Source organism: Pectobacterium odoriferum, from assembly GCF_009931295.1.
GTDB lineage: Bacteria > Pseudomonadota > Gammaproteobacteria > Enterobacterales > Enterobacteriaceae > Pectobacterium > Pectobacterium odoriferum.
The window spans coordinates 2,766,378-2,781,954 of record NZ_CP034938.1 but is presented as its reverse complement, the minus strand read 5'-3'; the positions used below and the strand labels follow the sequence as shown (position 1 = coordinate 2,781,954).

The following is a 15,577-nucleotide window of genomic DNA, read 5'->3' as shown; positions in this document are numbered from 1 at the left end:
GCCACGTTATTGATGCCATTTTCTTTTACTGTATACCCTAAATAATTCGAGTTTCAGGCAGGCGGCAAGCGAGGGCATCCCGATGAGCTTACACAAGTAAGTGATTCGGGTGAGTGAACGTAGCCAACGCACCTGCAATTTGAAGTATGACGGGTATAGAACAGATTAATAAAACTGTGGTTTATGTCATGTTTATTTCGGCACTGTATCGCGTTCATTGTGACTCCTGTCTCCTCACGATATGAATGCGAATGCCATAGTTATTACTTTAATCGGCGTGATGATTCGTCGATTTTTCGATAATTAAGAAAAGTAGTCTGGGAGTTTACATGGAGGAGCAGCGATGACGAAACTGGAAGTATGCTGTTATAGCGTTGATTGCGCGATGACAGCAGCGCAGTCTGGGGCTGACAGGATTGAACTCTGTGCAGGACAGCGAGAAGGCGGGTTAACGCCATCCTATGGTGCGCTGCGTGGCGCGCGTGAAAAGGTCACGATTCCTGTTCACCCGATTGTTCGCCCGCGAGGGGGCGATTTTTGCTACAGCGCGACGGAATTTGCTGCCATCAAATACGACATTGAACAGATTCGTGAGATGGGGTTTCCCGGCGTTGTTGTCGGTGCGCTCAACGAGGAAGGGCACATTGATTTGCCCAAAATGCGCGAAATCATGGCGGCGGCTCAAGGCATGGCGGTGACCTTTCATCGCGCGTTCGATATGTGTCTGAACCCATACATTGCACTGGAACAGCTCACTGAGCTTGGTGTGTCGCGCATATTGACCTCCGGGCAGCAGCAGACGGCGGAAAATGGGTTGCGATTATTACGTGAACTAACACAGGCCAGTCGCGGTCCAATTATTATGGCGGGTTCCGGCGTGCGCTTGACTAACGTGCACAAATTTCAGCAGGCCGGTATCCGGGAACTACACAGTTCCGCAGGCCAGTGGACACCCTCTCCGATGCGCTATCGCAAAATTGGCGTGTCAATGTGCTCTGATACGGAATTAGATGAGTTTAGCCAGTATTGCGTGGATGGTGATGTGGTAGAAGCAATGAAGCGGGTCGTCAGCCCGGACCGTGAAATGCAGTACGTGTCATGACGTAAAGAATTTTACGGTGCGGAGGTAGAGCGACAGCGTTGTTCTCAACACCACATCGTCATTCTTCAATTTTGCCGCGCCGCATACCATCAGGTGTGCATGGCAAGTACCAAGCCCCAGCGTGTTGCTGGGGCTTTTTTTGTCTAGCGCAGTAATTTAGGGCTGGTAGATGCCCGGTTTACGGGCAACCAGTACGGCACGTACTGGTGCGGGGTAACCTTCCACCGTTTTCGTTGGATCCTCAGGATCGAGGAATTCAGCCAGCGACTCCGTGATCATCCAGTCAGTCCGACGCTGTTCCTGCGTTGTCGTGGTGCAGATATCGACGACGCGGACATCAACGAACCCGCATTTCTCAAGCCATGTTGTCAAAGCTGCGGCAGAAGGGATGAAATACACATTGCGCATTTGTGCGTAGCGTTCTCCTGGTACCAGCACCTGATTTTCATCGCCTTCAATGACCAACGTTTCCAGCACCAGTTCGCCACCTTCCACCAACTGATTCTTCAATTGCCACAGGTGATCGAGCGGGGAGCGACGGTGGTACAGCACGCCCATAGAAAACACGGTGTCAAACGCAGCAAGTTCGGGGAGTTGCTCAATGCCGAGCGGCAGAACGTGCGCTCGCTGATCGTTGCCGAGCAGCTTACGCACGGCTTCGAACTGGCATAAGAACAACTGCATGGGATCGATACCGACTGCCATCGTGGCACCTTCACCAACCATCCGCCACAGGTGATAGCCGCTGCCGCAGCCTACATCCAGAATCAGGCGATTTTTCAGCGGGCTGATATGCGGGAGAACGCGCTGCCATTTCCAGTCAGAACGCCATTCTGTGTTGATATCCACGCCGTAAAGCGAAAAAGGGCCTTTACGCCAGGGCATCAGGTTACGCAGCAGCTTTTCAATGCCTTCACGCTGGCCGACGGAAATATCGGGCTCCATGCGTGCCGTGACGCTGTCGTTCAAATCCAGGGACGTTGGCGTTAACGACGGGAGATGTTCCAGCGAGTTAAACCAGAGTTTGAACTTACCGTGCAAAGATTCCTGCTGCCAACTGCTGAGCTGTGAAGGCAGCGTGTTAAGCCAGTGGCTGAGTGGGCCTTTTGCGATTTGCTGGTAAAAATTGCCGAAATCGATCACGCCTTTTCCTCTGCTTTCACGGCTAATAACGAGCCAAAATTAAAACACTGAAACCAAATCTCGCTGTGCTCAAAACCGGCATCTGCCAGTCGAGCCTTATGGGTTTCTACTGAATCGGTCAGCATGACGTTTTCCAGCATGCTGCGCTTCTGGCTGATTTCTAACTCGCTGTAGCCATTTGCCCGTTTGAAATCGAGATGCATGTTGAACAGCAATTCACCGACGTCTTTGTCTGCAAAATTGAATTTCTCTGAGAGCACCAGCACGCCGCCGGGATTGAGTCCCTGATAAATACGCTTGATGAGCACCTGACGCTGGGAAGGTTCCAGAAACTGAAGGGTAAAGTTCAGCACCACCATAGACGCATTTTCGATATCAATGTTCAGGATATCGGCTTCTATAATCTCGACGGGTGTATCGGAACGGAAAGCGTCAATGTGGCTGCGGCAGCGTTTCACCATTGCCGGAGAATTGTCTACCGCGATAATTTTGCAATCTGGGACATGAATATTGCGTCGCATAGACAACGTGGCGGCGCCCAGCGAGCATCCTAGATCGTAAACGTGGCTATCCGGGCGGACGAAGCGTTCTGCCAACATGCCAATCATCGAAATGATGTTGGAATAGCCGGGTACAGAACGTTGGATCATATCGGGGAATACGTCGGCAACGCGTTCGTCGAATGTCCAATCGCCTAAATTGGCAATTGGCACAGAAAAAAGCATATCGCGGTTTGGCATGGCAGAAAGTGCACTGAGAGTAATAAAGAGGCGCGTATTCTAGCAGAATACGCTATACCCGTCATACTTCAAGTTGCATGTGCGTTGGCTTCATTCGGTCACCCGAATCACTTACTTGAGTAAGCTCATCGGGATTTCCTCACTTGCCGCCTTCCTGAAACTCGAATTATTTAGGGTATATGACCTTCATCGTCCACAGGGTGTGGACGCGGTTTTTGATTCCCGGACGCATAAATTCCGCGCGTCCGGGAGAAACTGGTCCCGTCTTGTTTCACGCCATCAATACAGCGTGAAAACCAGATCCCAGGGGAGATAATAGAGGTTTGCTGCAATCATCAGGATGAGCGAGGCATAGGTTGCCGCCATACCTGAACGCCGCCAGCGGAATTCGCGATGCCGAAGGCCGTAGTAGTGAACTAAACGTCCGGTGATCAATAAAATGCCGCAGAAGTGGATCATGATGATAAGGGCACCGTTCATTTCCATCAGCACCAGCAGAATTGCCGCAATCGGAATGTATTCCACCGCATTGCCATGTACCCGGATCGCCGTTTGCAATTCATAAAATCCGCCGTCGCCATAGGCCACGCGATACTGCATTCTGAGTTTAACAACATCAATAGACAGCTTTATCAACAAGATTGCGCCAAGCACGATATAGAGCGCACTTACCATGTTTTACTCCGTAACCTAACCGAAAACGGCTTGCAGAATAATAGCTTTACCTAACGCAACTGTCGCCTGTAAAGGCCGATTTTTTTAGCGGAAATGCGTTGCATCGTAAAATTGTTTATAACCAAACGGGCTAACACATGTCAGTAACGGGTGGATCAAAAGAGTGTCGCCTGCTGTGGCCAATCCGGCAGGGGCGGAAAGGTTGGGTCGATCTCGGCGAGTAAGGGCCAAAGCTGCTGCGCCAGCGGTGGGGCATCACCGATATCCGGTGTGTGGATAAAGAAGAAGGGAGTCGCCTCGCGCCACTGCGGCAGCTTGTTACGCCATGATTCGAACCAGCGAAGATTTTCTTCCAGCGTTTCACTGCCGATAAAGCGAATCAGCGGCTGCGTGGCCGTCAGCACGGCGTGTACCGGTACGCGAGGCTTCTTCCGCTGGGCTTCGCGCATGGCGGCGCTTTCTGGAGCGGCGTGGTGAACCGGACGGCTGTCGAGAATCACGCGATTAATACCGCGCTGCTGTAGCCCCTGATTCAACGCGCGTTCTTCATCGCCTTTAGCAAAAAACAGCGGGTGGCGTACTTCTACACCGTAGCTAAATCCCTGCGGCAAGGCATCAAGAAAGCGCCACAAAACGGGCAACTGCACGGGGCCGAAGGTGGCAGGGAGTTGCAGCCATAATTGTCCGATACGGTGTGCAATCGGTTCAAGGCATTGATAAAAAAGCCCGACATCGCTATCACAGTTCTGCAAGGCGGCTTTATGACTGATCGTTGAAGGAAACTTGAAGCAAAAGCGGAAGCTATCATGTGTCATATTACGCCAGCGTTCGACAACCTCACGTGAAGGTAATGCATAAAAGGTCGTATTACCTTCAACACAGGTAAAATAGCGGCTGTAGTCGGCAAGATCGTTTAACCCCAACCGACTCCAGGCGGGATGCTGCCATTGTGGTAATCCGATATACATCATGTCGTCGCCATCAATAGAATGCCGACGATTATCGCGTAATTGTCCGGGCAGCGCGAGTGAACCGAGAGAAATCGTTCATAAAATCTCATCCGCCCACTGTGTTGCTTCCATGATCATGCTAAAGAAGTTTTCCTCATCAATACCCAACTGGGTTAACAGTTGCTCAAGCTCCTCCCACTCTTGCTGTTCGTATTTAGATATTAACGTCAAATAAACCGCGAGCTCGCCGGTATGATCCAATAAGCTCTGGTTAATTTTTTCCGATAGGGCGATTTGCGAAAGTAGCAGCGGCATCGGGGAATCCAATACGGCATCAAGCAGCGATAATAACCCGCAGAGAAATGCTTCGGTGGTATCGTCCTTTATGTTGAAGGACGCATGCAATAACTCGAAAAACCTGGCGCGAATTAAGCTGGTGCGATAAAGCTCGCTGGGTTTATTCTCATTACTGTTGGTAATGCTAATTAATGAAACAAAACGTTTAAGTTCTCGTTGTCCAAGCAGCATCGCCATGGCGCGGAAAGACATGGTGGTTGCCGTAATACCAAAGCGAGTGTTGTATTTGATATTGGTGATGTGGCGCATCAATTTATAATAAAGCGATAGATCGGCGCAGACCAATTCTTCGATCGTAGCATAGTTGATCTCAGGTTTATTGACTTCTCGCAGCAGCCTGATGGTGTTGCTGGAGTTATTGACCAATTTTTTTGATTTGATCATTTCAGGTCGACTGAAAAAATATCCCTGAAACAGTGAGATGCCCAGTTTCTTACTTTGCAGGTACTGCTCATGTGTCTCTACCTTCTCGGCCAGATAGATTAACTTGCGCTGCATGGTTCTTTTGATGAAATTTTCAATATCATCAAAGGTCGACAGAGTTAAATCGAATTTGATGATATCAACGTAAGGCAAAAACCGATCCCATTCTGAATCCATCGAAAAATCATCAAGTGCAATTTTGAAGCCCTTTCTTTTTAGCTTTTTTACGGCAGAAAAGAGATCATTGTTGGGGATTGAATTTTCAAGGATCTCAATAACGACCTTTTCCTGCGGCAGCACTTCAGCCTGGCCATTGATCAACATCTGATGGGGGAAATTAATGTAGTAAGGCTGTTCAACCACAGATTTTGTCAACGGATTGGTTAAGAACTGATCGGAAATAAGCTGTGCGGTTGCAAATTCAGGGCTGACGTCAGGAAATCTATTGGTGATATCTATGCGAAAAAGTAGCTCGTAAGCAACGGTTTGGAGGTGTTGATTTAAAATAGGTTGACGGGCAACAAATGAATACATAGTTGTTCTCCATGTAAACCATACGCATTTGCCAGCAATGAGAAAGCGCTTTTTATTAAAATTTTTATAAAAATAAGCAGTTACTCAGTAATTTTAGCAGGTTTTATTAAAAGAGAAGGTTAGCTTCCGCAAATCCTCACGCGATGTGTGACGGTGAGTTCTGCCTCTTTGGGCTGATGATTGGGGTTTCCTCAGGCGTTCAGTTTTGCAACAACTCTATGCGGATTAGTGAACATTCCGTTAACCGGAACGGAAATTTCGTAAAAAGAGTAGGCGACAGCGTCGCAGAGCGTTACCTTCATGCTTATCGTTCGGGCGAATATCCTTTATAATAGCCGCCTTTTTTCATCAGACAGTAACCCAGAAAAACCATGCCGTGCAGCGAAAATGCCACTGTTTTTGCACTGTGATCTACCGTGAAAACGTGTGAGCTGGCGGATGAGTAAAAGGACATCGTGATGCGTACTAATTATTGCGGGCAGTTGAATTCGTCCCATGTGGGCCAGGAAGTGACATTGTGCGGTTGGGTTAACCGCCGCCGCGATCTGGGGGGTTGATTTTTATTGATATGCGTGACCGCGAAGGGCTGGTTCAGGTGTTTTTTGACCCAGATCGTCAGGACGCATTTAAACTGGCATCCGAGTTGCGTAACGAGTTCTGCATCCAACTTACCGGTGTCGTACGCGCCCGTCCAGAAAGCCAAATCAACAAAGATATGGCGACGGGTGAAGTCGAGATTTTCGCCAACGCACTGACGATTGTTAACCGTTCTGAAGCGCTGCCGTTGGACTCCAACCAAACCAATACTGAAGAAGCGCGTCTCAAATTCCGCTATCTGGATTTGCGCCGTCCTGAAATGGCGCAGCGTCTGAAAACGCGTGCCCGTATCACCAGTTTTGTGCGTCGTTTTATGGATGAGCACGGCTTCCTGGACATCGAAACCCCGATGTTGACGAAAGCGACGCCGGAAGGCGCGCGTGACTATCTGGTACCGAGCCGCGTACATAAAGGCAAGTTTTATGCGCTGCCGCAGTCTCCACAGCTGTTCAAACAGCTGCTGATGATGTCCGGTTTTGACCGCTACTATCAGATCGTCAAATGCTTCCGTGACGAAGACCTGCGTGCTGACAGACAGCCAGAATTTACCCAGATCGATGTGGAAACTTCTTTCATGACTGCGCCACAGGTGCGTGAGGTGATGGAGAAACTGGTGCGTGAACTGTGGCAGGACGTGAAAGGTGTCGATCTGGGCGATTTCCCGATCATGACGTTTGCAGAAGCCATGCGCCGTTTCGGTTCCGACAAGCCAGATTTGCGTAACCCGCTGGAACTGGTCGATGTTGCCGATCTGGTTAAAGACATTGAATTCAAAGTCTTCTCCGGCCCGGCAAACGATGCCAAAGGCCGCGTTGCCGCTATCCGCGTACCGGGCGGCGCACAGCTGAGCCGTAAGCAGATTGATGAATACGGCAAGTTTATTGAAATCTACGGCGCTAAAGGTCTGGCTTACATCAAAGTCAATGAGCGTGCCAAGGGGCTGGAAGGCGTGCAAAGCCCGGTAGCAAAATTCCTGAGCGAAGACGTTCTGTCTGCCGTGTTGGATCGTACTACTGCACAAGATGGCGACATCCTGTTCTTTGGCGCGGACAGCGCGAAAGTGGTGACCGATGCGCTGGGCGCGCTGCGTCTCAAGCTGGGTCGCGATCTGAGCCTGACGAAAGACAACAGTTGGGAACCGCTGTGGGTTGTCGATTTCCCGATGTTTGAAGAAGATGGCGAAGGTGGTCTTGCCGCGATGCACCATCCGTTTACTGCGCCGCGCGACATGCTGCCTTCTGAATTGGCGGCTAATCCGGTTTCAGCGATCGCCAACGCGTATGACATGGTCATTAACGGTTATGAAGTGGGCGGCGGTTCCGTGCGTATTCACAGTGGTGAAATGCAGCAAACCGTGTTCAGCATTCTGGGTATTACCGAACAAGAACAGCGTGAAAAATTTGGCTTCCTGCTGGACGCACTGAAATATGGTACGCCGCCGCACGCGGGTCTGGCGTTTGGCCTTGACCGCCTGGTGATGTTGCTGACGGGCACCGATAACATTCGTGACGTTATCGCCTTCCCGAAAACGACGGCAGCAGCGTGTCTGATGACGGAAGCGCCAAGTTTTGCCAACCCGGCTTCGCTGGAAGAGCTTGCTATTGCGGTTGTTGTGAAAGGGAAAGCGGCTCAGGATGGAAAATCCGAGAACGAATAAGATGGTATACAAGCGACCCGTTTCGGTTCTGGTGGTGATCTATGCCCGTGACTCCGGGCGGGTGCTGATGTTGCAGCGGCGTGACGATCCTGAATTCTGGCAGTCGGTAACTGGCAGCATAGAAGAAGGGGAAAGCGCGCCGTATGCCGCACAGCGTGAAGTCAAAGAAGAAGTTAACATTGATATATCCGCGGAAGCGTTATCACTCTTTGACTGTCAGCGCTGTATTGAGTTTGAGCTATTTGCTCATTTGAGACGTCGCTATGCGCCGGGGGTCACGCACAATACCGAACACTGGTTTTGTCTGGCGTTACCTGCTGAGCGCGAGGTGCAATTATCCGAGCATCTTGCTTACCAGTGGCTGGATGTGCCCCACGCGGCGCAGTTGACCAAGTCCTGGAGCAACCGGCAGGCGATTGAGGAATTTGTTATTTATCCGGCCTGAACAGGCTTTTTTCGGAGATTTTTATGGCAGGTCATAGCAAGTGGGCTAACACAAAACATCGTAAAGCAGCACAGGACGCCAAACGCGGTAAAATCTTTACCAAGATTATCCGCGAGTTGGTCACCGCAGCCCGTTTGGGCGGTGGCGATCCGGGTTCTAACCCACGTCTGCGCGCCGCGATCGATAAAGCACTGTCCAACAACATGACGCGCGATACGTTGAACCGCGCGATTGCTCGTGGCGTCGGCGGTGATGATGATGCCAACATGGAAACCATCATTTATGAAGGCTACGGCCCGGGCGGCACGGCGGTTATGGTGGAATGCCTGAGTGACAACCGTAACCGTACCGTTTCCGAAGTGCGCCATGCGTTTACGAAAACCGGCGGCAACTTGGGTACCGATGGTTCCGTGTCGTACCTCTTCACCAAGAAAGGCGTCATTTCTTATGCGCCGGGTCTGGATGAAGATGCGGTGATGGATGCCGCGTTGGAAGCCGGCGCCGATGACGTTGTGACGTATGACGACGGTGCGATTGACGTCTTCACGCCGTGGGAAACGTTCGGTGATGTGAAAGATGCGTTGGATGCGGCTGGCCTGAAAGCAGAATCTGCGGAAGTGTCGATGATTCCGTCTACCAAGGCGGATATGGATGCAGAAACAGCACCGAAACTGATGCGTCTGATCGACATGCTGGAAGACTGTGACGATGTGCAGGAGGTTTACCACAACGGTGAGATCTCCGATGAGGTGGCTGAACTGCTGTAATGGCAGGTCGGTAATGCAACGTAGCAACAGCAATCCACACGGGCGAATCGGCGGAGCGGCACGATGACAGTCGTAGCACCATGGCAATCCTAGCACTATGACAATAATAGTAGGCATCGACCCCGGTTCGCGCGTGACGGGCTACGGCATTATCCGTCAGCAGGGGCGTCATCTGACGTACCTCGGCAGTGGCTGTATCCGTACCGTGGTGGATGATATGCCCACGCGGCTTAAGCTGATTTATGCTGGCGTTAGTGAAATCATTACGCAATTTCGCCCAGACTGTATGGCAATTGAGCAGGTTTTCATGGCGAAAAACCCAGATTCAGCCTTGAAGCTGGGGCAGGCGCGCGGCGTGGCTATCGTTGCCGGTGTGAATCAGGATCTGCCCGTGTTTGAATACGCGGCACGGCTGGTGAAACAAACGGTGGTAGGAACGGGCGCGGCGGATAAAAAGCAGGTGCAGCATATGGTTCGCTCACTGCTGAAACTGTCGGCCAGCCCGCAGGCGGATGCCGCCGACGCGCTGGCGATTGCCATTACTCATTGCCACTTTAGCCAAAGCCTGCTGCGAACAGCGGCGGCGAAAGTGAATCCGCTGGCAGGAAGACTGCGCTGAAACAGGAGGCTGGATATTTATCCAGCCTTTTTTATGTTATATACTCGTCATACTTCAAGCCATTCATTCCCTATGTAAAAGGAAGCGCAACGTGATAGGTCGTCTCAGAGGCATTATTCTGGAAAAACAGCCGCCGCAGGTGCTGATAGAAGCTAACGGCGTGGGTTACGAAGTCCATATGCCGATGACGTGCTTTTACGAACTCCCTGAACTCAATCAGGAAGCGGTCATCTTTACCCATTTTGTTGTCCGCGAAGATGCACAGTTGCTGTTCGGCTTTAATGATAAGCAGGAGAGAGCGCTGTTCCGTGAGCTGATCAAAGTGAATGGCGTCGGGCCGAAGCTGGCGCTGGCAATTCTCTCCGGGATGTCCGCGACACAGTTTGTCAGCGCTGTTGAGCGTGAAGAAATTGGTGCGTTGATTAAACTTCCGGGCGTCGGTAAGAAAACGGCGGAAAGACTGGTCGTTGAAATGAAGGATCGCTTCAAGGGCTTGAGCGGCGATCTGTTTAATCCAGTCAGCGATATTCCGCTGGCATCGCCCGCTACCGCAGAAAGTCGCGTTGGCGAACCTGAAGCGGAAGCTGCAGCAGCATTGGTTGCGCTAGGTTACAAACCACAGGAAGCTAGCCGCATGATTTCCAAGATTGCGCGCCCCGATGCTGACTGTGAAACCCTAATCAGGGATGCACTGCGCGCGGCGCTGTGAGGTATTCATGATAGAAGCCGATCGTTTGATCTCCGCTGATGCCGTTCCCGAAGAAGAATTTATCGACCGTGCGATCCGCCCTAAATTGCTCACCGAGTATGTGGGGCAGCCGCAGGTGCGTGAGCAGATGGAAATTTTCATTCAGGCCGCTCGCAAACGTGGGGATGCACTGGATCATCTGCTCATTTTTGGTCCTCCCGGTCTGGGTAAAACGACGCTGGCGAATATTGTTGCTAACGAGATGGGCGTGAATATGCGCACGACGTCAGGTCCGGTACTGGAAAAAGCCGGCGACCTCGCCGCGTTGCTGACTAATCTTGAACCACATGACGTGCTGTTCATCGATGAAATCCACCGTCTGTCGCCCGTTGTGGAAGAAGTGCTGTATCCGGCGATGGAAGATTATCAGTTGGATATCATGATCGGTGAAGGGCCTGCCGCTCGTTCGATCAAACTCGATTTACCGCCTTTCACGCTGATTGGCGCAACGACGCGTGCAGGTTCGTTAACCTCGCCGTTGCGCGATCGTTTCGGCATTGTGCAGCGTCTGGAGTTTTATAAAGTCGCGGACTTGCAGTATATCGTCAGCCGTAGCGCACAGTGTTTAGGGCTGGATCTGACATCTGAGGGTGCGCTTGAAGTGGCGCGGCGCGCGCGGGGTACGCCGCGTATTGCTAACCGATTATTGCGACGGGTGCGTGATTTCTCCGAAGTTAAGTCAGAAGGGGCGATTACCGGTGATGTGGCGACACAGGCACTGGATATGCTGGCGGTGGATACCGAAGGCTTTGACTACATGGACCGTAAGCTGCTATTGGCGATCATCGATAAATTCATGGGCGGCCCCGTCGGGCTGGACAATTTAGCGGCAGCAATTGGTGAAGAACGCGAAACGATTGAAGATGTGCTTGAGCCGTTTCTGATTCAGCAAGGGTTCATTCAGCGTACGCCGCGCGGTCGCATGGCGACGCAGCACGCCTATCGGCATTTTGGCTTAACGCGTGAGGATTTAGGTTAACGTGTGGAAGAACGTATCGCCTAAGAAATGCTTTCCCTATTCAGGGAGACCACGCGGTCTCCCTACGTTTGTGTGATTAGAACCAGGCTTCCCACATTGCCCCAACGTTGAACGAATCGAGCTGCGTGTTGACGCCGGTCGTTGTCCGCGCGGTGTGTTTGTTATCGACTTCCCCGCCGGTGACGTAGAAGCGCAGCATCGGTCTGAACTCCGGTCCCATGGCGATCGAGACATTCTGGGAAAGCGTCAGCTTCCACCCTTTGTTATCACCACCCTGACCGTAGTCTACATGTTGATAGCCCGCTTCAAGCCAAGTGGAATGCACATCATTCCAGAAATACATCGGGCGAACGATGGCATTGTAGTTACGACGATCGTCCTGACTGGCTGAGTCATTCGAGTAGTCATGGTAGGCCAGCAGATATTCAACCTGCGTTTGCGGCGTGAATTTGTATTTACCCTCAAAGCTGGCATAGAAGGTTTTCAGGTTGTCCGTTTTGTTGTAAACGCTGTTATCCGCATTGTCCGAGTAGCGAGTGATAAACTGATTGAGGCTATTTTTTCCTGTGTGGCTCAGGACCGCGCCGCCTTGCCAGGCTTTCAGTCGTGCATCGTTATCCACCGCTTTCGAGTCAAAACCGTAGTTCGCGTACAGCGCAAGATCCAACGGCCCCAGCTTGATGCCATGCACTTTGGACGTTAGTGCATAATTGCCTTTATCTCCCGTGCCGGAACTACCAGTACAGCTGATGCGTGAGGGGTTCGCATTATTCGTGATCACTTCGGGGTTACAGGATTCCACGGCAGCGACGGCCGCCACATCGAATTGAATACCACCGAGATCAAAATTCTTTATCCCCGCGCCCTGGCCGTCGTGGTTCATCCAAAAGTAGTCGTTAATACCTTGTTGTGGGCGCTGGTGGAAATCACGTCCGGCCCAGAGATAGGCATTTGGCTGGGAAGCAAAAAGGTTGGTGACGCCAGCATAGGCTTTTTTCAGGTTAACTTCGTCGCCCCAGTGGTCGATCATCACGACGACATCCCAGATTGCGCCGTTGTTACTTTTGAAAGCCTTGGAAAGCTGGAATTCACCGCCATTGCCTTCGTTGCCCAGACGGCCCAGCGCGGAGGCACCGTTATAGGAGCCGTCAACCGCAACATATTTCTGGTCACCGCTCTGGAATTGCGCACCGTAACGCGCATAGCCAGTAAAGTTGATGCCATAAGGTATCGCCATGTCAGGTGTTTTGGGGGCGTCGGGCGTCGTCAGCGGATCGACCTGTTTACTGGCAATCGCGTCTAATTTGGCCTGACGTTCCGCCAGCGCTTTTTCTACGGCCTGAGCAACGATACGATCTAATTGCTCTTGAGTAATCGTTTCTTGTGCGAATGCGGAACCGGAGCAAAGGGCAGCCAGCACCGCCAGCGTAACGGGCAGTTTTTTGGAATTTTTCATCATCATCTCAATTCGGTAAGTCATTTTCAGACAATAACCATCCCGCTCTGATTGGCGTGAATAATGGCACGGCGCTCAGAACAAGGTGATTGTTATTTTTTAAACGGGTATGGCGTAATTAAATAACTGACGTAATCGACCCTCCCTATAAGGGGATTAAAATGAACTATTGCCGCTGATAGAGATGAATAATCTCTTCTGATAATTCGCGGGCGAGCAGTGATGTCATTAAATGGTCTTGAGCATGAACCATAATTAATGTCATCGGCTGTCTGGCTTCTCCCGCATCTTGTTCGATCAGTTGGGTCTGCATATGGTGGGCTTTGCGCGCGTAACCGTCGGCTTCCTTCAACAGATTTTTGGCTTCATCAATGTTACCTTTACGCGCAGCGTGTAGCGCTTCAAAACACAGACTGCGTGACTGTCCCGCATTGACGATAATTTCCATTACTGCATCTTCTAATGTAATCATCATATGACCTATTTTTATGTGAACGAATATTCGCAGCACATATTTTCTATGCCGCGTTCTTGAATGTCGTCCGGGTCGATGAAGGCGAATAATAAAAATATTCCGACCCTAAACGTTTTATTTTCTTTCTTCTATTTAATATCTATCGCTGTTTTGTATTAATCCCATTAATTACTGCTCACTGTTTTTGTCAGAGAAGTATCGCCCTGTATTTTTTGCTCCTCGGTTTTCATTAATGTGCGTTCATAAGCTCGCAGGAACGGCAAATACATCAGCGCGGAAAACACCATGCACAGCAGGCACATGATTAGCGGGCTGAAACTCCAGTTTGCGGCCCACGATGCACCAATGGGGGCCGGTGTGGTCCACGGTGTTAACGACACTACCTGCGCCAGCCATCCCATCTTGGTTGCGGTGTAAGCCAGCACGGCGTTAACCATCGGTACGAAGACAAAAGGGAGAAATAGCATCGGGTTCATAATGATGGGGGCACCGAACATGATCGGTTCGTTGATGTTAAAGAAGCTGGGTACGACGCCCATTTTGCCGATGGTCCGCAAATGCGTGACCTTGCTGCGTAACAGCAGAAATGCCAACGGTAGCGTTGAGCCGACGCCGCCAATCAACAGATAGTGATCCCAAAAACCCTGTAAATAGATATGTGGCAAGACTTCACCGGCTGCCAGCGCAGCCTGATTTACGGCTAGATTGGTCATCCAGAATGGGTTCATTATGCCCGTGACAATCAGCGAACCGTGGATCCCCGAGAACCAGAAAAGCTGGCACAGCAGCACAGACAGAAGAATGGCAGTCAGCGAGTCTGAGGCGGAAACCAGCGGTGCCAGCAGGTGCATAATCGCTTCGGGAATGATCATGCCTGTTTGCGCTTCAATGAAGAGATTGAGCGGATGCAGTGTTGCGACAATCACCAACACGGGAATGAGGATTTCAAACGAGCGAGCGACCCCCGTCGGGACTTCTTTCGGTAAGCGAATAGTAATGTTGTGTTGTTTCAGCGCCGCATAAACTTGGGTGGCGTAGATGGAGGTCAGTAAAGCGGTGAAGATCCCTTGTCCTGACAGATATTCGGTGGAAATTTTGTCATCGGCGTAAGGCGCGGCGACAAGCAGGAAAGCCATAAACGCCAGCAGGCCGGACATCACGGAATCGAGATTAAGCTGTCTTCCCAGGCTGGCACCCACGCCTACGGAGATGAAAAATGTCATCAAGCCCATGCTGAGCTCGAAAGGCAGCATCAACTGTTCGCGATAGGTAATAGAAAAATCCAGCCAGGTACGGGCAAATCCGACGGTCGTATCGGCGGAAAACGGAGGGAAAATAAACACCAGCATAAACGAGCCGATGATCATAAAAGGTAGCGCGGCGGTAAAACCATCACGGATAGCGATCACATACTTTTGCTGCCCCAAACGCCCTGCAAGCGGGGTAATCGATTGTTCGATAGCGGCAATCATTGATTGATATAAGGAACTCATGTGAACACCTTTTCATGTGTCGCCGTAGCAGCGACAGCTCGTCACCCAGTATGTTATCGCCACGTTGTACGCTGTAACTCGTTGTATCGAAAAATCTTACGGGAATGTCGCGTGTGGCAGCCTTTTATAAATGTGAGCCTATACCTGTTATCTTTCTTCCGCTGCGGACCGCATTTTCCGCCAAGCACAATGTAAAAAGTTATTGCTAAGATGATTGGATATCATATGGAAACCGTTTTCCATCCAAAGAAAAGAGAAGTGTGATGACCGTCAAGATGTGATGATTTCTGGCGGTATTAATTAGATTTGCATCACATCTTATTGGCAGAAATACGCATTGGATGTTAAACGGATAATCGGTTTCCATGCTGAATGGAAACGGTTATACTGCGAAGCAACGCAATGCGCGGTTGGTGT

General features: G+C 50.9%; 14 protein-coding genes and 1 pseudogene. 7 read left to right on the top strand and 8 right to left on the bottom strand.

Annotated features, from left to right (window positions below):
- Window positions 1–343 precede the first annotated feature (343 nt).
- On the top strand, window positions 344–1,102 hold the full coding sequence (cutC, locus tag EO763_RS12440) for a copper homeostasis protein CutC (protein WP_161529136.1): 759 nt from the start codon (window positions 344–346) through the stop codon (window positions 1,100–1,102).
- Between the two features lie 156 nt (window positions 1,103–1,258).
- Here cutC and cmoB read toward each other — a convergent pair whose 3' ends face one another.
- From cmoB to EO763_RS12415, 5 genes are all read right to left on the bottom strand, one after another.
- Window positions 1,259–2,245, bottom strand: coding sequence for a tRNA 5-methoxyuridine(34)/uridine 5-oxyacetic acid(34) synthase CmoB (gene cmoB / locus EO763_RS12435; protein ID WP_010306768.1), 987 nt, complete (start codon window positions 2,243–2,245; stop codon window positions 1,259–1,261).
- Window positions 2,242–2,985, bottom strand: a complete 744-nt coding sequence (gene cmoA / locus EO763_RS12430; protein WP_010306764.1) for a carboxy-S-adenosyl-L-methionine synthase CmoA — start codon at window positions 2,983–2,985, stop codon at window positions 2,242–2,244. Before cmoA ends, cmoB begins: the two co-directional genes overlap by 4 nt.
- Window positions 2,986–3,264: 279 nt before the next feature.
- The gene (locus EO763_RS12425; protein WP_014915147.1) at window positions 3,265–3,660 is read right to left on the bottom strand and encodes an MAPEG family protein; all 396 of its coding nucleotides are present in this window, start codon (window positions 3,658–3,660) and stop codon (window positions 3,265–3,267) included.
- 155 nt (window positions 3,661–3,815) lie between these two features.
- Complete coding sequence (locus EO763_RS12420) at window positions 3,816–4,628, bottom strand: DUF72 domain-containing protein (RefSeq protein ID WP_103182962.1); 813 nt, start codon at window positions 4,626–4,628, stop codon at window positions 3,816–3,818.
- A 78-nt stretch (window positions 4,629–4,706) separates the two neighbouring features.
- Window positions 4,707–5,924: an EAL and HDOD domain-containing protein gene (locus EO763_RS12415; RefSeq protein WP_103182963.1), complete on the bottom strand. Its 1,218-nt coding sequence runs from the start codon at window positions 5,922–5,924 to the stop codon at window positions 4,707–4,709.
- A gap of 458 nt (window positions 5,925–6,382) precedes the next feature.
- On the opposite strand from EO763_RS12415, the pseudogene aspS reads away from it, so the two are divergent.
- The 6 genes and pseudogenes from aspS to ruvB all read left to right on the top strand — a co-directional run bounded on the left by aspS (window position 6,383) and on the right by ruvB (window position 11,736).
- Window positions 6,383–8,178 (top strand): annotated as a pseudogene (gene aspS, locus EO763_RS12410) (aspartate--tRNA ligase).
- Between the two features lies 1 nt (window position 8,179).
- Window positions 8,180–8,623, top strand: coding sequence for a dihydroneopterin triphosphate diphosphatase (nudB, locus tag EO763_RS12405; protein ID WP_039489730.1), 444 nt, complete (start codon window positions 8,180–8,182; stop codon window positions 8,621–8,623).
- Between the two features lie 23 nt (window positions 8,624–8,646).
- Window positions 8,647–9,390: a YebC/PmpR family DNA-binding transcriptional regulator gene (locus EO763_RS12400; protein WP_010275900.1), complete on the top strand. Its 744-nt coding sequence runs from the start codon at window positions 8,647–8,649 to the stop codon at window positions 9,388–9,390.
- Window positions 9,391–9,487: 97 nt separating this feature from the next.
- On the top strand, window positions 9,488–10,009 hold the full coding sequence (ruvC, locus tag EO763_RS12395) for a crossover junction endodeoxyribonuclease RuvC (protein ID WP_010307920.1): 522 nt from the start codon (window positions 9,488–9,490) through the stop codon (window positions 10,007–10,009).
- A gap of 91 nt (window positions 10,010–10,100) precedes the next feature.
- On the top strand, window positions 10,101–10,718 hold the full coding sequence (gene ruvA / locus EO763_RS12390; protein WP_161529135.1) for a Holliday junction branch migration protein RuvA: 618 nt from the start codon (window positions 10,101–10,103) through the stop codon (window positions 10,716–10,718).
- Window positions 10,719–10,725: 7 nt separating this feature from the next.
- Window positions 10,726–11,736: a Holliday junction branch migration DNA helicase RuvB gene (ruvB, locus tag EO763_RS12385; RefSeq protein ID WP_039489727.1), complete on the top strand. Its 1,011-nt coding sequence runs from the start codon at window positions 10,726–10,728 to the stop codon at window positions 11,734–11,736.
- A gap of 76 nt (window positions 11,737–11,812) precedes the next feature.
- On the opposite strand, the gene EO763_RS12380 is transcribed toward ruvB, so the two are convergent.
- The 3 genes from EO763_RS12380 to EO763_RS12370 all read right to left on the bottom strand — a co-directional run bounded on the left by EO763_RS12380 (window position 11,813) and on the right by EO763_RS12370 (window position 15,160).
- Window positions 11,813–13,192 (bottom strand): carbohydrate porin, encoded by a 1,380-nt coding sequence (locus tag EO763_RS12380; RefSeq protein ID WP_103860836.1) that lies wholly within the window; start codon window positions 13,190–13,192, stop codon window positions 11,813–11,815.
- Between the two features lie 166 nt (window positions 13,193–13,358).
- The gene (locus tag EO763_RS12375) at window positions 13,359–13,664 is read right to left on the bottom strand and encodes a PTS lactose/cellobiose transporter subunit IIA (protein WP_005967750.1); all 306 of its coding nucleotides are present in this window, start codon (window positions 13,662–13,664) and stop codon (window positions 13,359–13,361) included.
- Between the two features lie 167 nt (window positions 13,665–13,831).
- Complete coding sequence (locus EO763_RS12370) at window positions 13,832–15,160, bottom strand: PTS sugar transporter subunit IIC (protein WP_161529134.1); 1,329 nt, start codon at window positions 15,158–15,160, stop codon at window positions 13,832–13,834.
- Window positions 15,161–15,577 lie beyond the last annotated feature (417 nt).